Annotated in this window: 23 protein-coding genes; 16 read left to right on the forward strand and 7 right to left on the reverse strand. The window is 58.3% G+C overall.

The window, feature by feature from the left end:
• Positions 1–146: 146 nt before the first annotated feature.
• Entirely contained in the window at positions 147–1,619 is a 1,473-nt protein-coding gene (gene modF / locus ACMWJS_RS18915) for a molybdate ABC transporter ATP-binding protein ModF (protein WP_414747411.1), read from the reverse strand.
• 67 nt (positions 1,620–1,686) lie between these two features.
• Complete coding sequence (gene modE / locus ACMWJS_RS18920) at positions 1,687–2,475, reverse strand: molybdenum-dependent transcriptional regulator (protein WP_069719590.1); 789 nt, start codon at positions 2,473–2,475, stop codon at positions 1,687–1,689.
• Positions 2,476–2,602: 127 nt separating this feature from the next.
• On the opposite strand from modE, the gene ACMWJS_RS18925 reads away from it, so the two are divergent.
• The 4 genes from ACMWJS_RS18925 to modC all read left to right on the forward strand — a co-directional run bounded on the left by ACMWJS_RS18925 (position 2,603) and on the right by modC (position 5,454).
• The gene (locus ACMWJS_RS18925; protein WP_008501118.1) at positions 2,603–2,752 is read left to right on the forward strand and encodes an AcrZ family multidrug efflux pump-associated protein; all 150 of its coding nucleotides are present in this window, start codon (positions 2,603–2,605) and stop codon (positions 2,750–2,752) included.
• Positions 2,753–2,930: 178 nt separating this feature from the next.
• The gene (gene modA / locus ACMWJS_RS18930) at positions 2,931–3,704 is read left to right on the forward strand and encodes a molybdate ABC transporter substrate-binding protein (protein WP_414747412.1); all 774 of its coding nucleotides are present in this window, start codon (positions 2,931–2,933) and stop codon (positions 3,702–3,704) included.
• Positions 3,704–4,393, forward strand: coding sequence for a molybdate ABC transporter permease subunit (gene modB, locus ACMWJS_RS18935; protein WP_414747413.1), 690 nt, complete (start codon positions 3,704–3,706; stop codon positions 4,391–4,393). Before modA ends, modB begins: the two co-directional genes overlap by 1 nt.
• Positions 4,394–4,395: 2 nt before the next feature.
• Positions 4,396–5,454: a molybdenum ABC transporter ATP-binding protein ModC gene (gene modC, locus ACMWJS_RS18940; protein WP_048026984.1), complete on the forward strand. Its 1,059-nt coding sequence runs from the start codon at positions 4,396–4,398 to the stop codon at positions 5,452–5,454.
• Here modC and ACMWJS_RS18945 read toward each other — a convergent pair whose 3' ends face one another.
• Positions 5,455–6,273 carry a pyridoxal phosphatase gene (locus ACMWJS_RS18945; protein ID WP_047073877.1) on the reverse strand — a complete coding sequence of 273 codons (819 nt, stop codon included), beginning with the start codon at positions 6,271–6,273 and terminating at the stop codon, positions 5,455–5,457.
• A 140-nt stretch (positions 6,274–6,413) separates the two neighbouring features.
• Between ACMWJS_RS18945 and pgl the strand changes: the two genes are divergently transcribed.
• Positions 6,414–7,409, forward strand: a complete 996-nt coding sequence (gene pgl, locus ACMWJS_RS18950; RefSeq protein ID WP_045909472.1) for a 6-phosphogluconolactonase — start codon at positions 6,414–6,416, stop codon at positions 7,407–7,409.
• A 443-nt stretch (positions 7,410–7,852) separates the two neighbouring features.
• Positions 7,853–7,942, forward strand: a complete 90-nt coding sequence (tisB, locus tag ACMWJS_RS18955) for a type I toxin-antitoxin system toxin TisB (protein ID WP_023332440.1) — start codon at positions 7,853–7,855, stop codon at positions 7,940–7,942.
• A gap of 55 nt (positions 7,943–7,997) precedes the next feature.
• Here tisB and ACMWJS_RS18960 read toward each other — a convergent pair whose 3' ends face one another.
• Positions 7,998–9,281, reverse strand: coding sequence for a putative acyl-CoA thioester hydrolase (locus tag ACMWJS_RS18960; RefSeq protein ID WP_045909473.1), 1,284 nt, complete (start codon positions 9,279–9,281; stop codon positions 7,998–8,000).
• A gap of 224 nt (positions 9,282–9,505) precedes the next feature.
• Here ACMWJS_RS18960 and hutI point away from each other — a divergent pair, with 224 nt between their 5' ends.
• The 5 genes from hutI to hutH all read left to right on the forward strand — a co-directional run bounded on the left by hutI (position 9,506) and on the right by hutH (position 15,750).
• Positions 9,506–10,729, forward strand: coding sequence for an imidazolonepropionase (gene hutI / locus ACMWJS_RS18965; protein WP_414747414.1), 1,224 nt, complete (start codon positions 9,506–9,508; stop codon positions 10,727–10,729).
• Entirely contained in the window at positions 10,726–11,664 is a 939-nt protein-coding gene (hutG, locus tag ACMWJS_RS18970; protein ID WP_048222112.1) for a formimidoylglutamase, read from the forward strand. Before hutI ends, hutG begins: the two co-directional genes overlap by 4 nt.
• Positions 11,665–11,683: 19 nt before the next feature.
• Complete coding sequence (locus ACMWJS_RS18975) at positions 11,684–12,418, forward strand: histidine utilization repressor (RefSeq protein WP_111967050.1); 735 nt, start codon at positions 11,684–11,686, stop codon at positions 12,416–12,418.
• A gap of 126 nt (positions 12,419–12,544) precedes the next feature.
• Positions 12,545–14,233, forward strand: a complete 1,689-nt coding sequence (hutU, locus tag ACMWJS_RS18980; protein ID WP_234081570.1) for a urocanate hydratase — start codon at positions 12,545–12,547, stop codon at positions 14,231–14,233.
• Positions 14,230–15,750 carry a histidine ammonia-lyase gene (gene hutH, locus ACMWJS_RS18985; RefSeq protein ID WP_414747415.1) on the forward strand — a complete coding sequence of 507 codons (1,521 nt, stop codon included), beginning with the start codon at positions 14,230–14,232 and terminating at the stop codon, positions 15,748–15,750. The genes hutU and hutH overlap by 4 nt, the downstream gene beginning before the upstream one ends.
• 83 nt (positions 15,751–15,833) lie before the next feature.
• Here the strand turns inward: hutH and ACMWJS_RS18990 are convergent, their stop codons facing one another.
• Both ACMWJS_RS18990 and bioA read right to left on the reverse strand, forming a co-directional pair.
• A complete protein-coding gene (locus ACMWJS_RS18990; protein ID WP_008501131.1) occupies positions 15,834–16,310 on the reverse strand; it encodes a kinase inhibitor in 477 nt (158 codons plus the stop codon).
• Positions 16,311–16,358: 48 nt separating this feature from the next.
• Positions 16,359–17,648 (reverse strand): adenosylmethionine--8-amino-7-oxononanoate transaminase, encoded by a 1,290-nt coding sequence (gene bioA / locus ACMWJS_RS18995; RefSeq protein WP_414747416.1) that lies wholly within the window; start codon positions 17,646–17,648, stop codon positions 16,359–16,361.
• Between the two features lie 86 nt (positions 17,649–17,734).
• Here bioA and bioB point away from each other — a divergent pair, with 86 nt between their 5' ends.
• The 4 genes from bioB to bioD are packed head-to-tail and all read left to right on the forward strand — an operon-like array spanning position 17,735 to position 21,362.
• Positions 17,735–18,775 (forward strand): biotin synthase BioB, encoded by a 1,041-nt coding sequence (gene bioB / locus ACMWJS_RS19000; protein WP_008501133.1) that lies wholly within the window; start codon positions 17,735–17,737, stop codon positions 18,773–18,775.
• Positions 18,772–19,929, forward strand: coding sequence for an 8-amino-7-oxononanoate synthase (bioF, locus tag ACMWJS_RS19005; protein WP_414747417.1), 1,158 nt, complete (start codon positions 18,772–18,774; stop codon positions 19,927–19,929). The genes bioB and bioF overlap by 4 nt, the downstream gene beginning before the upstream one ends.
• On the forward strand, positions 19,913–20,668 hold the full coding sequence (bioC, locus tag ACMWJS_RS19010; protein ID WP_414747418.1) for a malonyl-ACP O-methyltransferase BioC: 756 nt from the start codon (positions 19,913–19,915) through the stop codon (positions 20,666–20,668). The genes bioF and bioC overlap by 17 nt, the downstream gene beginning before the upstream one ends.
• The gene (gene bioD, locus ACMWJS_RS19015) at positions 20,661–21,362 is read left to right on the forward strand and encodes a dethiobiotin synthase (RefSeq protein WP_074180315.1); all 702 of its coding nucleotides are present in this window, start codon (positions 20,661–20,663) and stop codon (positions 21,360–21,362) included. The genes bioC and bioD overlap by 8 nt, the downstream gene beginning before the upstream one ends.
• On the opposite strand, the gene ACMWJS_RS19020 is transcribed toward bioD, so the two are convergent.
• On the reverse strand, positions 21,325–22,047 hold the full coding sequence (locus ACMWJS_RS19020; RefSeq protein ID WP_414747419.1) for an ABC transporter ATP-binding protein: 723 nt from the start codon (positions 22,045–22,047) through the stop codon (positions 21,325–21,327). The genes bioD and ACMWJS_RS19020 overlap by 38 nt on opposite strands.
• Positions 22,048–22,799: 752 nt before the next feature.
• Here ACMWJS_RS19020 and uvrB point away from each other — a divergent pair.
• On the forward strand, positions 22,800–24,815 hold the full coding sequence (gene uvrB, locus ACMWJS_RS19025) for an excinuclease ABC subunit UvrB (RefSeq protein WP_045909484.1): 2,016 nt from the start codon (positions 22,800–22,802) through the stop codon (positions 24,813–24,815).
• The last annotated feature ends 209 nt before the right edge of the window (positions 24,816–25,024 follow it).

Here is a 25,024-nt window from a genome sequence, read left to right on the forward strand (position 1 = left end):
AAAGTGTGACATGGGATAAAATAGTGGAATCGTTTACACTGTTTTTAAAATCCGATTTTCAGCTGCTATGAGGCATTGTAGATCAACGGGATAGCAATGTATTAGTGCAGGTTATCTGAAAAACGGAGGGCGGTACCCTCCGGAGGTCAATCGATTTTGCTTTGCAGATAACGATAGTGCTCACCATCCGGAACAAACTCCAGGCGATGCGTGATGCAGGAGGGGGCATCTTCGGCATGATGTGAAACAAACAGCAGCTGCGTTTCACCTTCGCTAATCAGCACGTCCACAAAGCGGCGAATAAGCTGTCGGTTTAGCGGGTCGAGTCCCTGCAGGGGTTCGTCGAGGATCAGCAGCGTAGGGTGTTTCACCAGCGCGCGAACGATCAGTGCCAGACGCTGTTGCCCCCACGACAGGCTATGAAACGGCGCGTCAGCGACCCGGTTGTCCATGCCCAGGATATCCAGCCACTGCTGGGCCAGCTCGTGCTGTTTGTCCGACACCGCCTGATAAATGCCGATCGAGTCAAAATACCCGGAGAGGATCACGTTGCGTACCGTGGTACTGACCCGATAATCCAGATGCAGGCTGCTGCTGACATAGCCGATATGTTTTTTAATATCCCAGATGGTTTCGCCGCTGCCGCGACGCCGACCGAACAGCGTCAGATCGTTGCTATAGCCCTGCGGGTGATCGCCGGTGATCAGGCTCAGCAGCGTGGATTTCCCCGCGCCGTTGGGGCCGACAATCTGCCAGTGCTCGCCCGGATTGACCGTCCAGCTGAGGCGGTTAAGGATCGGGCGATCGTCATAAGAGACCACCCCGTCACGCAGCACGATGCGCGGCTGGTGGGGGTCAAGCGCATGGCGGGCCGAAGGGGCGTCAGGTTCCGGCAGGGTAATACCGTCGAGCTGTTCGCTGTGGGCGAGCTGGGCAATCAGCGCCTGCTTAAGCAGCGCGGTTTTTTCGCCGGTCTCTGTCAGGTTACAGTCGGCCAGGACGCCCGCGTGCTGGATAAAGTCCGGAATTTCATCGAAGCGGTTAAGCACAAGCACGAGGGTATATCCCTGCTGATTAAGCGACGCCAGCAGACACGCCAGCTGCGCCCGGGACTGCACGTCAAGACCGTCGAACGGTTCGTCCAGAATAAGCAGTTCAGGTTGGCTCATCAGCGCCTGACAAAGCAGCGTTTTTCGCGTCTCGCCGGTCGAAAGGTATTTAAAGCGCCGGTTCAGCAGAGGGGTGATACCGAACTGTTCTGCCAGGCGCTCACAGCGGGCGGGGTCTTTCACCTCATCCTGTATAATTTCTGCGGTCGTACGACCGGTATCGTCTTCGCCAGGGCTGAGCAAATCGGTGTTGTTGCGCTGCCACTCGTCGCTGACCAGCTTTTGCAGTTGTTCAAACGACAGGCGCGTCAGGCGCGTAAAGTCGCTCTGGTATTCGCCCTTGAGGAGGTTGAGCTCTCCCGCCAGCGCACGGGCCAGCGCAGATTTACCGCTGCCGTTGGTGCCGACAAACGCCCAGCTTTCACCCGCGCGTAGTGTCAAATCAGCAATCGTCAGCGTTCGGGTATCGCTAAGACGAAACGTGCCTTGCGAAATATGCAATGATGACATGATTTATCCCTGTTTTTGCAGCAATAGATATCAGGGATACGCACTGTCGGTACGATTGTCAATGCGCTCAGCACAAAGTGGCGATAATCACCCGGTCCGCGTTGAAATACGCGGTGACGACAGCACCTTCTTCTAAGTCGTCCGACTCGCTGAGCGGTAGGGTCGCGCAAAGCGGTTGCCCGTCTGCCAGGGTCATGAGCACTTCGCACTGCGCCTGGCCGCGTTCGATGTGGCTGATTGTGCCCTGCAGCTGGTTATCTGCTGCCTTTGCCGCATCGGGATCGCGCGTGATAGTGACCCACGGCGCCTTCAGCAGCACCAGCACCTCTTTACCTTCATCCAGTTCAAGACGTTCCGCGCTTTGCGCCGTTATGGCGGCTTTCAGGCGGGTGGTGCCATCGGCAAGCAGGATCTCAATATGCTGCTGTATCTGCAGATTATCGCGCGCCGTCACCGTTCCAAACCACTGGTTGCGGGCGCTGGTTTGTAGCGAGAAGCGGGAAATGGCGGCCAGCAGACTGTCCAGTGGCACGTTATCGTCATCGCTTAACACATCGAACGCTTTTTGCTGAATCTGGGCCAGCAGATCGTAAAGCTGAATAAGGCGCTGTCCATAACGCGTCACGATCGCACCGCCGCCACCTTTGCCGCCCGTGGCTCTGTCCACCAGCGGCTGTTCGCTCAGGGTGTTCATTTCGTTGATGGCGTCCCAGGCGCTTTTATAGCTGATGCCCGCGTTTTTCGCCCCCTGGCTAATCGAGCCTGTTTGTTCTATTTGTTTAAGCAGGGCGATACGTCGCGGATCGGCGAAAAGCTTTTGCTGAAGTCGGAGTGTGAGGAGAATTTCGGCCTGCATAACAGTGTCCTGGCAAAAAGAGTATTGTGACCCAAATGGTGCAGGGCGCAAAGGGTACCGCACAAAAGGGGATGTTTTTCTCAGTTGAAAGGGTAGAATACGCTATTCACAATATCTGGAGAAAACCATGTTAGAGTTGTTGAAAAGTCTGGTATTCGCCGTGATCATGGTACCAGTAGTGATGGCCATCATCCTCGGTGCCATCTACGGCCTGGGTGAAGTGTTCAACGTCTTTTCGAACATTGGTCACAGAGACCAGGCTAAAAAGCAGCATTGATTCCCCCCAAAACGCCCGGCTTGCCCGGGCGTTTTGCTCTCAAGATTTTCCCGTTTTCGCCGATAATATTTAACGTATCACACCGGTTTACCTCTTCAGCGGTACGATTTAACGCTGGGATCTCCCTGACGTTACCGTTATATTAATGTGTATATAACGCTACTCACAGGAGTTAAAAATGGCACGTACCTGGGTACGCCTTTTCGCAGGGGCAACGCTGACGCTTTCACTTACCGGCCACGCGCTGGCGGACGAGGGTAAAATCACGGTCTTTGCGGCGGCGTCGCTGACCAACGCGCTGCAGGATATCGCGGCGGCGTATAAACAAGAGAAAAACGTCGAGGTGGTCTCCTCGTTTGCCTCTTCCTCGACGCTGGCGCGCCAGATAGAAGCGGGCGCACCGGCGGATCTGTTCATCTCGGCTGATCAGAAGTGGATGGATTACGCGGTGGAGAAGAAAGCGATTGATGCGGCAACCCGCGAAACGCTGCTTGGGAATAGCCTGGTTGTCGTGGCGCCAAAAGCCAGCACCCAGGCTGACTTCACCATCAACAAAGAGACCCACTGGATAAGTCTGCTGAACGGCGGGCGTCTGGCAGTGGGCGATCCGGAGCACGTTCCGGCCGGGATCTACGCCAAAGAAGCGCTGCAAAAGCTGAGCGCGTGGGAGACATTGTCGCCGAAGCTGGCTCCGGCGGAAGATGTCCGCGGCGCGCTGGCGCTGGTGGAACGCAACGAAGCCCCGCTGGGCATTGTGTATGGCTCTGATGCCGTCGCCAGTAAGGGTGTGAAAGTGGTGGCAACGTTCCCGGAAGACTCCCACAAGAAAGTGGAATATCCTGTTGCGATTGTTGATGGACATAAAAATGCGACCGTGACGGCTTTCCGCGATTATCTGAAGGGGCCGGAAGCGTCCGCAATCTTTAAACGTTACGGATTTACGACTCACTGATGATATTGACCGATCCTGAATGGCAGGCTGTTCTGCTGAGCCTTAAAGTCTCTTCCCTGGCGGTTGCGCTGAGTTTGCCCTTTGGGATCTTCTTTGCCTGGTTACTGGTTCGCTGTCAGTTTCCCGGTAAAGCGCTGCTCGACAGCGTGCTTCATCTTCCGCTCGTGTTGCCGCCCGTGGTGGTCGGCTATCTGCTGCTGGTTTCGATGGGGCGGCGCGGTTTTATCGGCGAGAAGCTCTACGACTGGTTTGGGCTGACGTTCGCTTTTAGCTGGCGCGGTGCGGTACTGGCGGCAGCGGTAATGTCATTCCCGCTGATGGTGAGGGCGATCCGCCTCGCGCTGGAAGGCGTGGACATGAAGCTTGAACAGGCGGCGCGTACGCTGGGTGCCGGGCGCTGGTGCGTCTTTTTCACCATCACGCTTCCCCTGACGTTACCCGGCATTATTGTCGGGACGGTACTGGCCTTCGCCCGCTCGCTGGGCGAGTTTGGCGCGACAATCACCTTTGTCTCGAACATTCCCGGCGAGACGCGAACCATTCCATCGGCCATGTATACCCTGATTCAAACGCCGGGCGGAGAGGGCGCGGCGGCGCGGCTGTGTATCATCTCAATCGTATTAGCCCTGGTATCGCTGCTGGTGTCGGAATGGCTGGCGCGGCTCAGCCGTGAGCGGATGGGGAAATAAGCATGCTGGAACTGAATTTCTCCCAGACGCTGGGAAACCATACCCTGACGCTTAACGAGACGCTGCCGGCAAGCGGTATCACCGCCATTTTCGGCGTGTCGGGGGCGGGAAAAACGTCGCTGATAAATGCCATCAGCGGCCTGACGCGCCCGCAGTCAGGACGGATTGTATTGAATAACCGCGTTCTGAATGACGTGGAAAACAAGGTGTATCTGTCGCCGGATAAACGCCGCATTGGCTATGTTTTCCAGGACGCGCGCTTATTCCCGCACTACAGCGTGCGCGGCAACCTGCGTTACGGCATGGCGAAAAGCATGGCCGGACAGTTTGATAAGCTGGTGACGCTTTTAGGCATTGAGCCACTGCTCGACAGGCTGCCATCCTCGCTTTCCGGCGGAGAAAAACAGCGCGTGGCCATTGGCCGCGCGTTGCTGACCGCGCCCGAACTGCTGCTGCTCGACGAACCGCTGGCCTCGCTGGATATTCCGCGCAAACGTGAGCTCCTGCCCTACCTGCAGCGCCTGACGCGGGAAATTAATATTCCAATGCTCTACGTCAGCCATTCGCTGGATGAGATCCTGCATCTGGCCGACAAAGTGCTGGTGCTGGAAGAGGGCAGCGTCAAGGCCTTCGGCAACCTTGAAGAGGTCTGGGGCAGCAGCGTGATGCACCCGTGGTTACCCCGGGAACAGCAGAGCAGCATTCTGAAGGTGAGCGTGCTGGAACACCACCCGCACTACGCGATGACGGCGCTGGCGCTGGGCGATCAGCATCTGTGGGTCAATAAGATCGACAAGCCATTACAGTCCGCGCTGCGTATCCGTATTCAGGCTTCTGACGTTTCGCTGGTGCTGCAGCCGCCGCTGCAAACCAGTATTCGAAATATCCTGCGCGCCAAAGTCGCGGAGTGTTTTGATGATAACGGCCAGGTGGAAGTGAAGCTCGAGGTGGGAAGCAGAACGCTCTGGGCACGCATCAGCCCGTGGGCCAGGGATGAGTTAGGGATCAAACCTGGCCTGTGGCTCTACGCGCAAATCAAGAGCGTCTCGATCACCGCCTGATTACAGCAGGTGGGTATAAATGTACTGCGCGATGCTGTCGGTGGTGTTGTCGCCAATCACCACGTTAGCGCGCGCTTTTACCGCGTCGTCGGCATTGCCCATCGCCACGCCCGTACCGACGGCTTCCAGCATGCTGATGTCGTTGTAGTTGTCACCGAAGGCGATCGCGTCCTGCATTGACCAGCCCTGCGATTCCACATACTGCGTCAGACGCTTGCCTTTGCTATTGCCTTTGCGGGCAATATCCACCTGATCGTGCCAGGACCACTCGCACTCCAGACCCAGCGTCTGTTCCACGTGTTTCGCGAAGGCATTCAGTTTGGTGGTGTCTTCATCCGTCAGGGCGAATTTCCAGATAGCCTCAACGTCCTGGGCTGCCTGACGCAGGGAAGATACCTGAGTAAAGACCGGACGCTGCGCTTCAGGCAGGGACAACGCCCAGTTGCTGGTGCGCACCACATGGCCGGTTGGGCGCTCGTACACCATCGCGTTATCCACGTACATCAGGCCGTGAATGGCATGCTCATCCAGCAGATCAATCAGTTGCAGCGCCTGGGGAACCGGCAGCGGGTCGGAGGCTAAAACCTTTTTTGCCTGATAATCATACAAATAAGTGCCATTACAACAAATTGCAGGTGTATCTAACGCCAGTGCCTGATAAAAAGGGTGAATGGCAACGTGATGTCGACCCGTTACGATAAGGAGTTGATATCCCGCTTCCTGTGCGCGTTTAAGCGCTTCCAGAGAAGAGGGGAGAAGGGTTTTTTGCGGCGTCAGTAAGGTACCGTCTAAATCCAGAGCAATCACACGCGAGGTCATTTGTTTTTCCAGGTTAATATTGAATTTACGTTTTGATGGGATGGTACACCGAGAGGCGAACGCTTCAAAACTCCTGTCGACAATTCAGCATTCACCGTCAAAAGTTAACTACTTTCATGCGCAGTGAGGAGTGAATATTCATGAAACAAACCGTTTATACCGCCAGTCCTGAAAGCCAGCAGATTCACGTCTGGCGTTTAAATACCGAGGGGACACTCACGCTGGTTCAGGTTGTTGATGTACCAGGTCAGGTGCAACCGATGGTTATCAGCCCGGATAAACGTTTCTTGTACGTGGGTGTGCGCCCGGAGTTCCGCGTGCTGGCCTATCGCATCTCTCCGGACGACGGCGCGCTGACTTACACTGCCGAAGCCCCGTTGCCGGGCAGCCCAACCCATATCTCAACCGATCGTAAAGGCAACTTTGTCTTCAGCGGCTCTTATAACGCGGGCTGCGTCAGCGTAACCCGTCTTGAAGATGGCATTCCGGTCGAAACCGTGGATGTGGTGGAAGGGCTTGAAGGCTGCCACTCGGCGAATATCTCTCCGGATAACCGCACGCTGTGGGTGCCTGCGCTGAAGCAGGATCGTATCTGCCTGTTCACCCTGAGCGACGATGGTCACCTGGTGGCGCAGAATCCAGCTGAAGTCACGACGGTAGAAGGCGCAGGTCCGCGTCATATGGTCTTCCATCCGAACCAGCAGTACGCCTACGTGGTCAACGAACTGAACAGTTCTGTGGACGTATGGGAACTGAAAGATCCAAACGGTCAGATTGAGTGCGTGCAGACGCTGGACATGATGCCGTCTGATTTCTCCGACACCCGCTGGGCGGCAGATATCCACATTACGCCAGATGGCCGTCATCTGTACGCCTGTGACCGTACCTCCAGCCTGATTACCGTGTTTAGCGTTTCCGAAGACGGCAGCGTGCTGGCGGTTGAAGGCTTCCAGCCGACGGAAACCCAGCCGCGCGGCTTTAATATCGATCACAGCGGCAAATACCTGATTGCAGCGGGGCAGAAATCCCACCATATCGCGCTGTATGAAATTAAAGGCGAGCAGGGTCTGCTCGAAGAGAAAGGGCGCTACGCCGTAGGCCAGGGGCCGATGTGGGTGGTGGTTAACGCTCACTAAGCGGCTTAAAACAAAAAACCTCGCGAATGCGAGGTTTTTTTATGCCCGGTGGTAGCCGGGTGAGCACATCAAAACGTAACCAACATGGTCATCATAATGTCGACTCAACGTGAAGTAAATTCATCGTCAACGAAGGACAAAGAACATAGAATGACTAGCGGTTGTTATTTTTAGAATAATCAGTTGGTTAGATGCATTTTCTTTATAAATTCCTAAACTGATTTTATCTGTTTTTATGTACAGTAGTGATTTGATATCATTCTGTCCGTTGGCTTGATGTGTTGCAGTTCCGCAATTCAGGATCCGTATTCAGTCCTGGCTGTCGGGTGGTGCCGACAGTGCCTAAACTGCGGAGCACATCAAAACATAACCAACACACCTCTGATGACAGGCAGCGGAAAGGTAAATCAGGGGAGAAGTGCTCTATACCAAAGGAGTGGCGTATGAGCGGTGTGGAATGGGCAATTCTGTTCCTGCAACTCATGGTTGCGATTATGCAACTATTGGATGCGTATCTTAAGTTTGGAGCCTGACGCATTCAGTCGCAGTAAAAAGGGGGATTAAACTCCCCCTTTTACTCTCATCTTATTACTGCTTCGGCTCAGCAACCACTTTGCTACCCAGACCGCGGTTGTTGTACTCCCACATGCGGTTGAAGTTAGCGTCGTTCAGGTTACGCTGCACGTTCCCTTTATCGTCCACCGCACCGGTATTGCCGGAGAACGGACGTTTGGAGATCGCCGCATCCGCCCACGGCTTCGCCATGTTGAAGCCTTCGTTGATCACGCTGTCGCGGATCACAACCTGACCGTTGGTCGCAGCGTCCACGTCCAGGGAGCGTCCCAGTTGCGCCACGCCGTCACCGGCAGCGTTAAAGCGGCTGTTCACGGCCAGGAAGCCGAAGAAGAGGTTCGACTGGGTTGCCGGAGCAAACACGTAACCTTCCTGCTGAGTGCGTGAGTTCACCACGCGGAAATCGGTGTTATCAAAGACCACCGCGCCGCGGCCGGACACCAGATCCACATCACCTTCAACGTAGCTGTTGGTCACCAGCGTACGGGTCAGACGGTTATTCTGCAGCGTGTTCTGTACACCGCTGTTGGTCACGAAGAAGGTGTTCTGACGACCCAGAATGTTGACGTTGTTAATCTGCACCTTATCGCCATCGCTGCGCAGCGCGACAGCCTGGTGGTTACCGGCGTCAACGCTGTCACCCAGGGTATTCTGGATGGTCAGGTTCTGCAGCTGCAGACCGTTATTCTGGGACCAGAACACCGCAGAGCACATCACGCCAATGGTGGCGGCACGCTTGCTCTGGCAGTTATCGAACATGTACCACGCCGGTTTACCCGGCATATATTTACCGGCCGGGTTCACCAGGTGACGCCAGGTGTTGCTGTCGATTTCGGAATCAATCGCCAGGCCAATTTTTACGTCGATCGCTTTTTCGCCCAGACCGTAAAGCGTAATGCTGCCCGGTGCCGCCGGAACATAGACGGTGCCTTCATATTCACCTGGCAGGATCGCGATGTACTGGCGAGACGCGCTGTGTTTCGTGATGGCAGCATCTACCGCAGCCTGAATCGAGGTATGCGTTACGCCCTGCGCACCCGCCGGGCCAACCACGAAGTCAGGCTGTTTCGGCAGGTTAATCGAAGACGGGGTCCACGGCGCAGCGTTAGGATCCATCGACGAGAAGTAGTGCGCACGGTCAAAGTTCTTCGCTTCATCAGCAGACAAAATCGGGCGGGAGGCCGTACCGGGCGCGACCTGCTCAGAAGGCCGCTGATCCGGTGGGGTTGAACTGCATGCGGATAATGTCACGCCAAAGGCGAGTGCTAACGCCAGACGGGAAATCCTGGAAATGTTCAAGGTGAAGCTCCTGGGTATGCAAGTCTTTACGGGATAGACGAAATAGCCTGCTTTTTTATACTAAGTTGAGCGAAACGGGAAGATAAAAAGGGTAAAAGTTGCATTTTTAGCCCAGGGGCGGCGGGTAAGTGATCACAAATAAATAACATTTTCCGCAAAGTCGGTTGACAGCAGACAACAGATGAAAATAAATGTCTATACAACCTATGACAAGTGGAATGCCCATGCAGCAGATTCATCCCGACGATGTGATATGGCGAAATGCGCGACTGGCTACGATGGCACCGGACGTCTGTGCGCCCTATGGACTTAAAGAGCAACACGCCCTGGTCGTACGCGGCCACACCCTTCTGGCCGTGATCCCTGAATCTGACATTCCGGCCGGGCACCGTCACTGTGTCGATCTTCAGGGACGTCTGGTCACGCCGGGCCTGATTGACTGCCATACCCACCTGGTGTTTGGCGGCGATCGCGCGGCGGAGTGGGAGCAGCGTCTGAACGGTGTCTCTTATCAAACCATCAGCGCTCAGGGGGGCGGGATTAACGCTACCGTGACGGCGACGCGCAGCAGCTCACCCGAAACCCTGCTTAAGCTGGCGCAGCAGCGGCTTCAGCGTCTGATGAATGAAGGTGTCACCACGGTTGAAATCAAATCCGGATACGGTCTCAACGCCGAGGCCGAAGAGAAGATGCTGCAGGTTGCGCGCCAGCTGAGCCTCAATAATCCGGTTGATATCAGCCCAACGCTGCTGGCGGCTCATGCGGTTCCGCCGGAATACCGACAGGATCCGGATGCGTACCTCACGCTGGTCTGTGAGCAGATATTGCCCACGCTGTGGCAAAAAGAGTTATACGAATCAGTAGACGTGTTCTGCGAAAACGTCGGCTTTACCCCGTCGCAAACCGAGCGCCTCTTTAAGGCGGCAACCGCGCTCGGTATCCCGGTGAAAGGGCATGTCGAGCAGCTGTCGAATCAGGGCGGTGCGGCGCTGGTCAGCCGGTATAAGGGACTCTCCGCCGATCATATCGAATATCTTGACGACGCAGGCGTTCAGGCGATGGCGCAAAGCGGCACTGTTGCGGTCCTGTTGCCGGGCGCGTTCTATTTTCTGCAGGAGCGCCAGCGTCCGCCGGTTGAACAGCTCAGAAAACAGGGCGTGCCGATGGCGGTCGCCACCGACTATAACCCCGGTACCAGCCCGTTTGCGAGCCTGCATCTGGCGATGAACATGGCCTGCGTCCAGTTTGGCCTGACGCCTGAAGAGGCCTGGGCTGGCGTCACGCGGCATGCCGCGCAGGCGCTGGGCCGCGGCGCAACCCACGGACAGCTCAGGGCCGGGTTTGTCGCTGATTTCATCGTCTGGGATGCATACCATCCGGTAGAGATGGTCTACGAGCCGGGACGCAATCCGCTGTATCAACGTGTTTTCCGTGGGGAGGCAGTATGAGGTTATGGCGGCCCGTAGCCGAAACGGTCTGGCAGGGGCGCGACGACAGCGCTGAGGCCAGCAACGCAACGCGCATTTTCCAGACGATACGGCAGCAGGGAGCGTTCACGCCGCTATCATCCGGCATTGCGCTGATAGGTTTTGAATGTGATGCAGGGGTAAAACGCAATCAGGGCAGGCCCGGCGCCGTGCAGGCGCCTGATATGCTGCGAAAGGCGCTGGCGAATATGGCAAGCCATCAGGGACACGATCGGCTGGCGGATATGGGGTCGGTCTACGTTGAAGGTGACGAGCTTGAGGCGGCGCAGCAGACGTTAAGCGATGCCGTGACAGCCTGCCAGCGCTCCGGGATGCGCACGCTGGTCTTTGGCGGCGGACACGAAACCGCGTGGGCGCACGGTCGCGGCGTGCTGGACGCCTTCCCGAACGAGCGGGTTGTCATCATCAACCTTGATGCCCATCTCGATCTGCGCAAGGCCGAGCGGGCGACGTCCGGCACGCCGTTTCGCCAGCTGGCGCACTACTGCGATGAGCGCGGGCGGGCATTTCAGTACGCCTGCTTTGGCGTGAGCCGGGCGGCAAACACGCAGGCGCTGTGGGATGAGGCTGAACGCCTGAACGTCACGCTGGTGGAAGATCTCCATTTCAGGCGCGATGCACTGTCTGCGCTGGAAAGTGTGCTGGCGCAGGCCGATCGCGTTTACCTGACGATCGATCTGGACGTGCTGCCCGCCAGCGAGATGCCTGCCGTTTCCGCTCCGGCTGCGTTAGGCATTCCGGCACTGGATCTCCTCCCCGTCATCGAACATATCTGCCGTAGCGGTAAGCTCCAGGCCGCCGATCTGGTAGAGTTTAATCCGCAGTACGATCGGGACGGGCAGGGCGCTAAGCTCGCCGCCCGCCTGGCCTGGCAAATTGCTCACTGGTGGGCATAACACTATTCAAGGAGTCACGATGTTTTCACGCTCACCCCTGCCGCAGTCGAGCTCTCCCGCACCTTTCTACGAAAAGGTGAAGCAGGCGATCAGCGAAAAAATCGCCACCGGCGTCTGGCGGCCGCACGACCGCATTCCCTCGGAGGCCGAACTGGTGGCACAGTTTGGTTTTAGCCGGATGACCGTCAACCGGGCGCTGCGCGAGCTGACCGACGAAGGGCTTCTGGTGCGCCTGCAGGGCGTCGGGACGTTTGTGGCGGAACCGAAAGGGCAATCCGCCCTGTTTGAAATCCGCAGTATTGCGGACGAAATTGCCGCGCGTAATCATCAGCACCGCTGTGAGGTGCTGGTGCTCGAAGAGACCCAGGCCAGCGCCGAGCAGGCGGTAGAGCTGAATGTCAAAGAGGGAAGCCGCATCTTCCACTCCGTGATGGTGCATTTCGAAAACGACATTCCGGTGCAGATTGAAGATCGCTGCGTTAACGCCGAACGGATACCGGACTATCTGAACCAGGATTACACCCACACCACGCCGCATGCCTATCTGTCGCTTGTCGCACCGCTGACGGAAGGGGAGCACATTGTGGAAGCCGTGCGCGCCACGCCGCAGGAGTGCGAGCGGCTGCGCATTAAAGAGCACGACCCGTGCCTGCTGATCCGCCGTCGAACCTGGTCCTCGTCGCACATTGTGTCGCATGCCCGGCTGCTTTTCCCGGGTAACCGTTACCGGCTGCAGGGCCACTTTATGTCATAAGTTTTATAAGCGTGATCGCTAACGCAATATAATAAAATTGTATCTTTTTTGTTAAATCCGACCTTGTGTGTGCTTGTCTATACAAGTATATCTAAATGCATCATCTGTCCCGTATAGGAGCACACAATGTCGTCAGGTAAATACCGCCAGCAGGACGTCCGCGCCGCGCGCGGCACCACCCTTACCGCCAAAAGCTGGCTCACCGAAGCCCCGCTGCGCATGTTGATGAACAACCTTGATCCTGAGGTAGCGGAGAACCCCCACGAGCTGGTGGTTTACGGCGGCATAGGCCGCGCCGCGCGCAACTGGGAATGCTATGACGCAATTGTAAAATCCCTGACCGAACTCGAACACGACGAAACCCTGCTGGTGCAGTCCGGCAAGCCGGTGGGCGTGTTTAAAACGCACAAAAACGCCCCGCGCGTGCTGATTGCCAACTCTAACCTCGTGCCGCACTGGGCAACGTGGGAACACTTCAACGAACTGGACGCGAAAGGGCTGGCGATGTATGGCCAGATGACCGCCGGGAGCTGGATCTACATCGGCAGCCAGGGGATCGTGCAGGGCACCTACGAAACCTTCGTGGAAGCCGGTCGCCAGCACTACAACGGCTCGCTGAAAGGCCGCTGGGTATTGACCGCCGGTCTGGGCGGCATGGGCGGCGCGCAACCGCTGGCCGCCACGCTGGCCGGCGCGTGCTCTTTGAACATTGAGTGCCAGCAGAGCCGCATTGATTTCCGTCTGCGCACCCGTTACGTCGATGAGCAGGCTACCAGCCTGGACGATGCGCTGGCGCGCATCAAAAAATACACGTCCGAAGGCAAAGCTGTGTCGATTGCTCTGTGCGGCAACGCGGCAGATATTCTTCCTGAACTCGTCGCCCGCGGCGTGCGTCCGGATCTGGTCACCGACCAGACCAGCGCCCATGACCCGTTGCACGGTTACCTGCCAAAAGGCTGGACGTGGGAAGCCTACCAGCAAAAAGCGGAAACCGATCCGGAAGGCACGGTGCTTGCCGCGAAACGCTCCATGGCGGAACACGTCTCCGCCATGCTGGCCTTCAGCCAGATGGGTATTCCGACCTTTGATTACGGCAACAACATTCGCCAGATGGCGAAAGAGATGGGCGTGAATAACGCCTTCGACTTCCCCGGCTTCGTCCCGGCCTATATCCGCCCGCTGTTCTGCCGCGGCATCGGGCCGTTCCGCTGGGTTGCCCTGTCCGGTGACCCGGAGGACATCTACAAAACCGACGCTAAAGTGAAGGAGATCGTCGCCGATGACGAACACCTGCACCACTGGCTGGACATGGCCCGCGAGCGCATTAACTTCCAGGGGCTGCCAGCGCGTATCTGCTGGGTAGGGCTGGAGTGGCGTCAAAAACTCGGCCTCGCCTTTAACGAAATGGTGCGCAGCGGTGAAGTTTCCGCACCGATTGTGATTGGCCGCGACCACCTGGACTCCGGCTCCGTTGCCAGCCCGAACCGTGAAACGGAAGCCATGCGCGACGGCTCGGATGCGGTGTCCGACTGGCCATTGCTGAACGCCCTGCTGAATACCGCCAGCGGCGCGACCTGGGTGTCGCTGCACCACGGCGGTGGCGTGGGGATGGGCTTCTCCCAGCATTCCGGGATGGTTATTGTCTGTGACGGAACGGATGAAGCCGCCGCGCGTATCGCTCGCGTGCTCCATAACGACCCGGCCACCGGCGTGATGCGTCACGCGGATGCGGGTTACGAGATTGCCATTGACTGTGCCAAAGAGCAGGGCCTTAACCTGCCGATGATCCCTGCCACACAAGGAAAGCATGAATGAACGCATTAACCCTCACTCCCGGCTCACTGACGCTCAAACAGCTGCGTAACGTCTGGCGTCAGCCGGTCACCCTTTCGCTGGATGAAAGCGCCCACGCCGCCATTAACGACAGCGTGGCCTGCGTTGAAGCCATCGTTGCCGAAGGGCGCACGGCTTACGGGATTAATACCGGCTTTGGGCTGCTGGCGCAGACCCGCATCGCGACGCACGATCTGGAAAACCTGCAGCGTTCGCTGGTGCTGTCGCATGCGGCGGGCGTCGGCCAGCCGCTTGACGATGAGATTGTCCGTCTGATGATGGTGCTCAAAATCAACAGCCTGGCGCGCGGTTTCTCCGGCATCCGCCTGAGCGTGATCCAGGCGCTGATGGCGCTGGTTAATGCGGAGGTCTATCCGTGGATCCCGGCGAAGGGTTCCGTCGGGGCCTCCGGCGATCTCGCACCGCTGGCGCACATGTCGCTGCTGCTGCTGGATGAAGGCAAAGCGCGCTGGCAGGGGGAGTGGCTTCCGGCGAAAGAGGCGCTGAAAAAGGCTGGCTTAACGCCGATCACGCTGGCGGCGAAAGAGGGGCTGGCGCTGCTGAACGGCACCCAGGCGTCGACCGCCTTCGCGCTGCGCGGCCTGTTTGAAGCGGAAGATCTGTTTGCCTCGGCGGTGGTGTGCGGTGCGCTGACCACCGAAGCGGTGCTGGGCTCGCGTCGCCCGTTCGATGCCCGCATCCACGCGGTGCGCGGTCAGCGTGGGCAGATTGATGCTGCCGCGATGTACCGTCACGTGCTTACCGACACCAGCGAGATCGCGGATTCACACCACAACTGTGAAAAGGTGCAGGATCCGTATTCCCTGCGCTGCCAGCCGCAGGTGATGGGCGCGTGCCTGACGCAGCTGCGCCAGGCGGCGGAGGTGCTGCTGGTGGAGGCCAACGCGGTGTCCGATAACCCGCTGGTGTTCGCTCAGGAAAACGAGGTGGTCTCCGGCGGTAACTTCCACGCCGAGCCTGTGGCAATGGCGGCGGATAATATCGCGCTGGCGATTGCCGAAGTCGGCGCGTTGTCCGAGCGCCGCATCGCGCTGATGATGGATAAACACATGTCCCAGCTGCCACCGTTCCTGGTGCGTAACGGCGGCGTCAACTCGGGCTTTATGATTGCTCAGGTGACGGCCGCAGCGCTGGCAAGCGAGAACAAGGCGCTGTCGCATCCGCACAGCGTGGACAGCCTGCCAACCTCGGCGAATCAGGAAGATCACGTTTCGATGGCACCGGCTGCCGGGCGTCGTCTCTGGGAAATGGCCTCCAACACCCGCGGCGTGCTGGCGGTGGAATGGCTGGCGGCAAGTCAGGGTATCGATCTGCGTGAGGGGCTCAAATCCAGCCCGCTGCTGGAGCAGGCGCGTCAGGTGCTGCGCGAGCACGTCACGCATTACGATGACGACCGCTTCTTTGCCCCGGATATTGATAAGGCGATGCAGCTTCTGGAAGAAGGGCGGCTGTTAGGACTGCTACCTTCAGTGCTGTGATTTTTGCCCGGTGGCGCTGCGCTTACCGGGCCTACGAATGCGAAATCCAGGCCGGGTAAGGCGTTGCCGCCCCCCGGCTTTTTTCAGGAATACATCGCTGTAATCGATGCGCTCCCAAGGGAATGGAAATGCACGTTAAACCCGACCATTGCGCCGCTCGCGCCTTCATCGACCTCAATCTTCTCCACATCCAGCGCGTGCACCGTGAAGATATAGCGGTGGGTTTCCCCTTTTGGCGGCGCCGCGCCGCCGTAGCCCGCTTTACCAAAGTCAGTGCGCGTCTGAATGGCACCTTCAGGCAGGGCAACCAGGTCTGAACCGGAACCCTGCGGTAGTACGCGCGTGTCGGCAGGCAGGTTCGCCACAATCCAGTGCCACCAGCCGGAGCCAGTTGGCGCATCCGGGTCGTAGCAGGTCACGACAAAGCTTTTGGTGCCTGCCGGAACCTCATCCCACGCCAGGTGCGGGGAGATATTGTCTCCCTGATAACCCATGCCGTTAAAAACGTGACGTTCCGGCAGTTTTTCACCGTCGCGCAGATCTTTACTGATGATTTTCATACGGTTTACCCTCGTTGATCGCTCGTTCAGCAAGTGTAATGCATAGGGTTAAATCGTGAAATGCGCGGGAATGTTAACGGCTGTTACGACCGCATCAGTTAATTTACGCAGCTGCTCCGGCGTAATGCTGTACGGCGGCATCAGGTAGATAAGCTTGCCGAAAGGCCGTACCCACACGCCCTGATCCACGAAGAAACGCTGCAGCGCCGCCATATTCACCGGATGAGTGGTTTCAATCACCCCGATGGCGCCCAGCACGCGCACGTCCGCCACGAAATTCGCGCCCGAGGCGGCGCTCAGTTCCGCTTTCAGCTGCGCCTCAATCGCCGCAACCTGCGTCTGCCACTCGCCGCTCGCCAGAATCGCAAGGCTTTCACTCGCCACGGCGCAGGCCAGCGGGTTACCCATAAACGTCGGGCCGTGCATAAAGCAGCCTGCTTCGCTGTCGCTGATGGTGTCGGCGACCTGGCGGGTCGTGAGCGTGGCGGAGAGCGTCATGGTGCCGCCGGTCAGCGCTTTGCCGAGGCACAGAATATCCGGGGCGATACCCGCATGTTCGCAGGCAAACAGCTTGCCGGTGCGGCCAAAGCCGGTGGCGATCTCATCGGCAATCAGCAGAATGCCCTCGCGGTCGCACATCCTGCGAATACGCCTCAGCCATTCCGGATGGTACATCCGCATTCCGCCCGCGCCCTGCACGATCGGTTCAAGAATGACGGCAGCAATTTCGTGACGATGTGCCGCCATCAGCCGCGCGAAGCCGACCATGTCCATCTCGTTCCACTCGCCGTCGAAGCGGCTCTGCGGCGCAGGGGCGAACAGGTTTTCCGGCAGATACCCCTTCCACAGGCTGTGCATGGAGTTATCCGGATCGCACACCGACATCGCCCCGAAGGTATCCCCGTGATAGCCGTTGCGGAAGGTGAGGAAACGCTGGCGCGCTTCGCCCTTCGCGTGCCAGTACTGCAGCGCCATTTTCATCGCCACTTCCACCGCCACGGAGCCGGAATCCGCCAGGAATACGCACTCCAGCGAGTCAGGCGTCATCGCTACCAGACGTCGGCATAAATCCACCGCGGGCTGATGGGTGATCCCGCCAAACATCACGTGCGACATCTGGTCAATCTGGGCCTTCATCGCCGCATTCAGGCGCGGGTGGTTGTACCCGTGAATCGCCGCCCACCAGGAGGACATCCCGTCAACGAGCCGCTCGCCGCTGGCGAGGTGCAGCTCGCAGCCGTGGGCGGAGGCCACCGGATAGACGGGAAGGGGGCGGGTCGTGGAGGTGTAAGGGTGCCAGATATGCTGCTTGTCGAAGGCGAGATCGTCCTGGGTCATAATCGACTTGTAAACCATTTTGAAAAGTTTTAGGTTTACGAGTATAAACCGAACCGAAAATTAACAAAACCCTTTGGAGAAGCCCGATGGCTCACCACGCACGCTGGACGATGTCGCAAGTTACTGAATTATTTAACAAACCTTTCCTTGAGCTGATGTTCGAAGCCCAACAGGTGCATCGTCAGCACTTCGATCCCCGCCATGTTCAGGTCAGCACGCTGCTGTCGATCAAGACCGGCGCCTGCCCCGAAGACTGCAAATATTGCCCGCAGAGCGCGCGCTACAAAACCGGTCTGGAGTCAGAGCGCCTGATGGAAGTGGAGCAGGTCCTTGACTCCGCGCGCAAGGCGAAAAACGCTGGATCAACCCGCTTCTGCATGGGCGCGGCGTGGAAGAACCCGCACGATCGCGACATGCCGTACCTGGAGCAGATGGTGAAGGGCGTGAAGGAGATGGGCCTCGAAGCCTGTATGACCCTCGGTACGCTCAACGAAGAGCAGGCGCAGCGCCTCTCGGCCGCGGGGCTGGATTACTACAACCACAACCTCGACACCTCGCCGGAATTTTACGGCAATATCATCACCACGCGTACCTACCAGGAGCGTCTGGATACGCTGGATAAAGTGCGTGACGCGGGGATCAAGGTCTGTTCCGGCGGCATCGTGGGCTTAGGCGAAACGGTGAAAGACCGCGCGGGCCTGCTGCTGCAGCTGGCGAACCTGCCGACTCCGCCGGAAAGCGTGCCGATCAACATGCTGGTGAAGGTCAAGGGCACGCCGCTGGCGGATAACGAGGACGTGGATGCGTTTGATTTTATCCGCACCATCGCGGTGGCGCGCATCATGATGCCAACGTCTTACGTTCGCCTCTCGGCGGGCCGCGAGCAGATGAACGAGCAGACCCAGGCGATGTGCTTTATGGCCGGGGCCAACTCCATCTTCTACGGCTGCAAGCTGCTGACCACGCCTAACCCGGAAGAGGACAAAGACGTTCAGCTGTTCCGTAAGCTGGGGCTGAACCCGCATCAAACCGAAGTGCTGACGGGCGATAACGAGCAACAGCAGCAGCTGGAGCAGCAGATTTTCAATGCCGACACCGACCAGTTCTACAACGCGGCAGCCGTATGACCTGGCAGGCACGTATCAACTCTGCGCTCGACGACCGTCGGGCGGCAGAGGCATTTCGCGTTCGCAGGGTGGTGGAAAACGGCGCGGGTCGTTTTCTTACCCGTGAAGACCAGCGGTTCTGCAATTTCTCCAGCAACGACTATCTCGGGCTGAGCCAGCATCCGGCCATTATCCGCGCCTGGCAGCAGGGCGCGGAGCGGTTTGGCGTGGGCAGCGGCGGATCGGGACACGTCAGCGGATACACCACGGCGCATCAGGCGCTGGAAGAGGAACTGGCTGACTGGCTCGGCTACCCGCGCGCGCTGCTGTTTATCTCCGGCTTTGCCGCCAACCAGGCGGTCATCACGGCCCTGATGGGGAAGGCGGACCGCATTGTCGCCGATCGCCTGAGCCACGCCTCCCTGCTGGAGGCGGCAAATTTAAGCCCGGCGCAGCTGCGGCGTTTTGCCCATAACGATGCGGGACAGCTTGCTGCGCTGCTGGATAAACCCTGCGAAGGACAACAGCTGGCGGTCACGGAAGGGGTGTTCAGCATGGACGGCGACAGCGCGCCGCTTGCCGCGCTGCACGAGGCCGCGAAGCGGCAGCATGCCTGGCTGCTGGTCGACGATGCCCACGGCACTGGCGTGATGGGCGACGAAGGGCGCGGGAGCGCGTATCAGCAAAACGTGAAGCCGGAACTGCTGATTGTCACCTTCGGCAAAGGCTTTGGCGTTAGCGGTGCCGCCGTGCTGTGCAGTGAATCCGTCGCCGACTACCTGCTGCAGTTTGCCCGCCACCTGATTTACAGCACCAGCATGCCTCCGGCGCAGGCCGTGGCGCTATCAGCGTCGCTGGCGGTGATACGCAGCGCGGAAGGGGATGAGCGTCGCCAGCGGCTGGCAGAGCATATCTCCCGCTTCCGTCAGGGACTCGCGACGCTGCCCTTCCGCAGCACCGATTCGCAGAGCGCTATCCAGCCGGTGATTGTCGGTGAAAATGCCCGCGCGCTGGCCCTGGCACAGGCGCTGCGCCAGCGCGGCATGTGGGTGACCGCCATCCGCCCGCCCACCGTCCCACCAGGCACGGCGCGGCTGCGCTTAACCCTGACGGCGGCGCATGAACGACAGGATATTGAGACGTTGCTGGAGGCGCTCCATGATGCCGGTGAATAAGCAGGCCATCGCGGCCGCATTTGGCCGCGCCGCGCAGAGCTATTCGCAGCATGATGAGCTGCAGCGTCTGAGCGCGCAGGGGCTTCTGGCCGCGCTTGGCGAGAACCGTTTTCCCCAGGTGCTGGACGCCGGCTGTGGTCCCGGCAGCAACAGCCTCTACTGGCGCGGGGCGGGAAGCCAGGTGACGGCTATCGATCTCTCAGCACAGATGCTGGAAGAGGCGCGCCAGCGGCAGGCTGCAGATCGTTATCTGCTGGCCGATATCGAGGCGATCCCGCTGGCGGACGCGCAGTTTGATCTGGTCTGGAGCCATCTGGCGGTTCAGTGGTGCAGCAGCCTGCCGCAGGCCCTGCGCGAGCTTTATCGCGTGGCGCGACCGGGCGGGAAGGTGGCGTTTACCACCTTGCTGGAAAGTTCGCTGCCGGAGCTGAATCAGGCCTGGAAAGCGGTGGATGAACAGCCGCACGCTAACCGGTTTTTATCGCATGAGCAGGTGATGCAGGCGCTAGCAGGCTGGCGCGCTTGCAGCGTGGTGCAGACCATCACGCTCAATTTTAGCGATGCGTTCAGCGCCATGCGTTCGCTGAAGGGCATAGGCGCCACGCACCTGCATACCGGACGCGAGAAAAAACCGCTCACCCGCGGTCAGCTGCAGCGCCTTGAGCTGGCCTGGCCGCAGCAGCGGGGTCAATTCCCGCTCTCCTATCAACTTTTTCATGGGATTATCGAACGTGACTGAACGTTATTTTGTCACCGGCACGGACACAGAAGTGGGTAAAACGGTGGCCAGCTCGGCGCTGCTGCAGGCGGCACGGCTGCTCGGGAAAAACACTGCCGGGTATAAGCCCGTGGCGTCCGGCAGCGAGATGACGGCGGAAGGGTTACGCAACACCGACGCGCTGGCGCTCCAGCGTAACAGCACGCGTGAACTCGCCTATTCCGCGGTGAATCCGTACACCTTTGCCGAGCCGACCTCGCCGCACATTATCAGCGCCGATGAAGGTCGTCCGATTGATTTCGCTGTGTTGTCTGCCGGACTGCGGACGCTGGAAAATCAGGCCGACTGGGTGCTGGTAGAAGGGGCTGGCGGCTGGTTTACGCCGCTTTCTGACACGCAGACGTTTGCTGACTGGGTGCAGGCCGAGCAGCTTCCGGTCATTCTTGTCGTCGGCGTCAAGCTGGGCTGCATCAATCACGCCATGTTGACCGCGCAGGCCATACAGCAGGCCGGACTGCGTCTGGCGGGCTGGATAGCCAACGACGTGGTTGCGCCGGGTAAACGACACCTGGAGTATCTGGCGACGCTCAGGCGCGTCCTGCCCGCCCCGTGCCTCGGGGAGATCCCCTGGCTTGCTGACGGCGCGGAAAATGCCGAAACCGGACGTTATCTCGATCTCAGCGTTTTGCTTCCCGCGACATCCAGTGAGCGATAAGCTCGTCATCCAGTTCGTTAACGTGGCCCTGCGCCACGTTACGCCCGCGATAGAGCATACAGAAACGGTCCGCCACCCGACGGATAAACGACAGCTGCTGCTCCGCTAACAGCACCGTCATACCCAGCTCCCGGTTTAATCGCCCCAGCAGTTGCACCAGCTTCTGGGCAACGCTGTGCCCCGCGCCGTGCAGAGGTTCATCCAGGATCAGCAGGTGAGGGCGGTTTACCAGCGCATTAGCCAGCGCCAGCTGATACTGGTCGTCCGGAGAGAGCGTGTTGGCGCGGGTTTGCCGCACCCCATAGAGCGTCGGAAACAGGTCGTAAACGTCATTTTTCGCCTCCGGATTAGGTTTCCCCGTCGCCCGCATGGCGATATGCAGGTTCTCCTCAATCGTTAGCTGAGAGAAGATCCGCCTGTCCTGCGAGACATAGCCAATCCCCGGCACGGAGCGCTGTTCTGACGGCGGGTGGAGCAAATCACGCGGCGGCGCGCCCGCCTCATACCAGATGATGCTGCCGCTTTCGACAGGCACTTTCCCGGCGATGCAATTCATGAGGGTGGTTTTCCCCATGCCCGGCAGACCAACGACGCCTGTACACATCCCTTGCGGAAAATCTAAATCCACATTCCATAGCGTATGTTGACTTCCGTAAAACTGATTCACTGCACGCAGACTCAACATCTTTCTCTCCTTAAAAATGTGTGTAGGTGTGGCTCGTGGATGAATCTGCAAAACCCCTGCCATAAAGCGGAAAGTGGTTAAAAAAGCGACTTTTTTAGGAATAAGTCACAGAAGCGCGGCGGATAAAAACCGGGCTTGCACATCGACGGTGCTGGCGGTGGTGAGTTGTGGTGCAGAGCCCGAAAGGGTGAAAATGTGAGCAAGATCGCATCGGTTGGTTATGAATGACGCAACTGTTAATCAGCAAAAAATAGCTATAAAAATTTTTTGCCGCCGTCTCGTGGGAAAATCCGGGAATTTGCGGAGCGCCAGTCTGTATGGGCTGGAAGCAGTTATCCACTATTCCTGTGGATAACCATGTGCATTAGAGTTAGAAAACACGCGATAAGCGAGAGAAGACGCGGCTTACGCCCAAATTGACGCGAAACGCGGCTTTAGAAAATATCGTTTAGTTTTTAATTGCTTAGATAAAAGCAATTCCCGTCATGAAAGTGTCACCGGTTGCCACAAAACTATCATTACCTGGCTTGACAAATGTTAAAAAAGAAAAAGTTCTGGGGATAACCTGACCTGACTGGTGTTTTATGTTGTCACAGTCCAAATTTTGGTCGCTATCGCGCTAATCATTCAGGCGCTACTCTAAATATCCTGACATGCTACTGGTTTTTCATCCAGTGTTTTTTACTGGCATTCCTGGCAACAAGGAGTAAAATTACTCACCTGCCGCTTATAATGTCATCAGGTTGTCGCCCATGAGTAAACCGTTCAAATTGAATTCTGCTTTCCGTCCATCTGGCGATCAGCCTGAGGCGATCCGTCGTCTGGAAGAAGGACTGGAGGATGGGCTGGCGCACCAGACGCTGCTGGGGGTCACCGGCTCGGGTAAAACATTTACCATTGCCAACGTGATTGCGGATCTCCAGCGCCCAACGATGGTGCTGGCGCCCAATAAAACCCTGGCGGCGCAGCTTTACGGCGAGATGAAAGAGTTCTTCCCGGAAAACGCGGTAGAGTATTTCGTCTCCTACTACGATTACTACCAGCCTGAAGCCTATGTGCCGAGCTCTGACACCTTCATTGAGAAAGATGCCTCGGTGAACGAACACATCGAGCAGATGCGACTGTCGGCCACGAAGGCGCTTCTGGAGCGTCGTGATGTGATCGTCGTGGCCTCGGTTTCCGCGATCTACGGTCTGGGCGATCCGGATCTCTATCTCAAGATGATGCTGCACCTGACGCAGGGGATGATCATTGACCAGCGCGCGATTTTGCGTCGCCTGGCGGAGCTGCAGTACACCCGCAACGACCAGGCCTTCCAGCGCGGCACCTTCCGCGTGCGCGGTGAAGTGATCGACATCTTCCCGGCAGAATCGGACGATATGGCGCTGCGCGTCGAGCTGTTTGACGAAGAGGTTGAACGCCTGTCGCTCTTCGACCCGCTGACCGGACACGTTGAGTCGGTGATCCAGCGCTTCACCATCTACCCGAAAACGCACTACGTGACGCCGCGCGAGCGTATCGTGCAGGCGATGGAAGAGATCAAAGTGGAGCTGGCCGAGCGCCGTAAGGTGCTGCTGGCGAACAATAAGCTGCTGGAAGAGCAGCGCCTGAGTCAGCGTACCCAGTTCGACCTGGAGATGATGAACGAGCTGGGCTACTGCTCCGGCATCGAAAACTACTCCCGCTTCCTCTCCGGGCGCGGGCCGGGCGAGCCACCGCCGACGCTGTTTGATTACCTTCCGGCCGACGGTTTGCTGGTGATCGATGAATCCCACGTCACGATCCCGCAGATCGGCGGGATGTACCGTGGCGACCGGGCGCGTAAGGAGACGCTGGTGGAGTATGGTTTCCGCCTGCCGTCAGCGCTGGATAACCGTCCGATGAAGTTTGAAGAGTTTGAGGCGCTGGCACCGCAAACCATCTACGTCTCGGCCACGCCGGGCAACTATGAGCTGGAAAAATCGGGCGATGAGGTGGTTGACCAGGTGGTACGTCCGACCGGGCTGCTGGATCCGGTTATCGAGGTGCGTCCGGTGGCCACGCAGGTGGACGACCTGCTCTCTGAGATCCGCGCCCGTTCCGCCATCAACGAGCGCGTGCTGGTGACCACGCTCACCAAGCGCATGGCGGAAGACCTGACCGAGTATCTCGAAGAGCACGGCGAGAAGGTGCGTTATCTGCACTCGGATATCGATACCGTGGAGCGCATGGAGATTATCCGCGACCTGCGTCTCGGTGAGTTTGACGTGCTGGTAGGGATTAACCTGCTGCGAGAAGGTCTTGATATGCCTGAGGTCTCGCTGGTGGCGATTCTGGATGCGGACAAAGAGGGCTTCCTGCGTTCCGAGCGTTCGCTGATTCAGACCATTGGCCGCGCCGCGCGTAACGTCAACGGTAAAGCGATTCTGTACGGTGACAAAATTACCCCGTCGATGGCGAAAGCGATTGGTGAGACGGAGCGCCGCCGTGAGAAACAGCAGCGCTACAATGAAGAACACGGCATTACCCCGCAGGGGCTGAACAAGAAGGTGGTGGATATTCTGGCGCTGGGTCAGAACATCGCCAAAACCAAAGCGAAAGGCCGCGGCAAGGCGCGTTCAGTGGTGGAAGAAGATACCGTCGTGCTGACGCCAAAAGCGCTGCAGCAGAAAATTCACGAGCTGGAAGGACAGATGATGCAGCACGCGCAGAACCTGGAGTTCGAAGAGGCGGCGCAGATCCGCGACCAGCTTCATCAGCTGCGGGATCTGTTTATCGCGGCGTCGTGAGTAAAGCGTTGTTTTCTCCCTCTCCCCGTGGGTTGAGGAATCCCCACAAATTATTGCGAGCACTGAACAATCCCCTCGCCCCTTTGGGGAGAGGGTTAGGGTGAGGGGAACATACGGCAGCGGTGGTCATTCCGTTCACTTTATGTTCCTTGCTACTCTGTAACCCCATAACCTGTGAACGTGCCAGGGTGGCTCAGTCGCCACCACCC

Origin of the sequence: Enterobacter sp. HK-058-C-ECC (assembly GCF_047531125.1) — a bacterium.
Taxonomy (GTDB): Bacteria; Pseudomonadota; Gammaproteobacteria; order Enterobacterales; family Enterobacteriaceae; genus Enterobacter; species Enterobacter quasiroggenkampii.

Excerpts from the sequence above, each read along its gene's own strand:
- modF (WP_414747411.1), bottom strand. The coding sequence starts at position 1,619 with ATGTCATCATTGCATATTTCGCAAGGCACGTTTCGTCTTAGCGATACC.
- modE (WP_069719590.1), bottom strand. The coding sequence starts at position 2,475 with ATGCAGGCCGAAATTCTCCTCACACTCCGACTTCAGCAAAAGCTTTTC.
- ACMWJS_RS18925 (WP_008501118.1), top strand. The coding sequence starts at position 2,603 with ATGTTAGAGTTGTTGAAAAGTCTGGTATTCGCCGTGATCATGGTACCA.
- modA (WP_414747412.1), top strand. The coding sequence starts at position 2,931 with ATGGCACGTACCTGGGTACGCCTTTTCGCAGGGGCAACGCTGACGCTT.
- modB (WP_414747413.1), top strand. The coding sequence starts at position 3,704 with ATGATATTGACCGATCCTGAATGGCAGGCTGTTCTGCTGAGCCTTAAA.
- modC (WP_048026984.1), top strand. The coding sequence starts at position 4,396 with ATGCTGGAACTGAATTTCTCCCAGACGCTGGGAAACCATACCCTGACG.
- ACMWJS_RS18945 (WP_047073877.1), bottom strand. The coding sequence starts at position 6,273 with ATGACCTCGCGTGTGATTGCTCTGGATTTAGACGGTACCTTACTGACG.
- pgl (WP_045909472.1), top strand. The coding sequence starts at position 6,414 with ATGAAACAAACCGTTTATACCGCCAGTCCTGAAAGCCAGCAGATTCAC.
- tisB (WP_023332440.1), top strand. The coding sequence starts at position 7,853 with ATGAGCGGTGTGGAATGGGCAATTCTGTTCCTGCAACTCATGGTTGCG.
- hutI (WP_414747414.1), top strand. The coding sequence starts at position 9,506 with ATGCAGCAGATTCATCCCGACGATGTGATATGGCGAAATGCGCGACTG.
- hutG (WP_048222112.1), top strand. The coding sequence starts at position 10,726 with ATGAGGTTATGGCGGCCCGTAGCCGAAACGGTCTGGCAGGGGCGCGAC.
- ACMWJS_RS18975 (WP_111967050.1), top strand. The coding sequence starts at position 11,684 with ATGTTTTCACGCTCACCCCTGCCGCAGTCGAGCTCTCCCGCACCTTTC.
- hutU (WP_234081570.1), top strand. The coding sequence starts at position 12,545 with ATGTCGTCAGGTAAATACCGCCAGCAGGACGTCCGCGCCGCGCGCGGC.
- hutH (WP_414747415.1), top strand. The coding sequence starts at position 14,230 with ATGAACGCATTAACCCTCACTCCCGGCTCACTGACGCTCAAACAGCTG.
- ACMWJS_RS18990 (WP_008501131.1), bottom strand. The coding sequence starts at position 16,310 with ATGAAAATCATCAGTAAAGATCTGCGCGACGGTGAAAAACTGCCGGAA.
- bioA (WP_414747416.1), bottom strand. The coding sequence starts at position 17,648 with ATGACCCAGGACGATCTCGCCTTCGACAAGCAGCATATCTGGCACCCT.
- bioB (WP_008501133.1), top strand. The coding sequence starts at position 17,735 with ATGGCTCACCACGCACGCTGGACGATGTCGCAAGTTACTGAATTATTT.
- bioF (WP_414747417.1), top strand. The coding sequence starts at position 18,772 with ATGACCTGGCAGGCACGTATCAACTCTGCGCTCGACGACCGTCGGGCG.
- bioC (WP_414747418.1), top strand. The coding sequence starts at position 19,913 with ATGATGCCGGTGAATAAGCAGGCCATCGCGGCCGCATTTGGCCGCGCC.
- ACMWJS_RS19020 (WP_414747419.1), bottom strand. The coding sequence starts at position 22,047 with ATGTTGAGTCTGCGTGCAGTGAATCAGTTTTACGGAAGTCAACATACG.
- uvrB (WP_045909484.1), top strand. The coding sequence starts at position 22,800 with ATGAGTAAACCGTTCAAATTGAATTCTGCTTTCCGTCCATCTGGCGAT.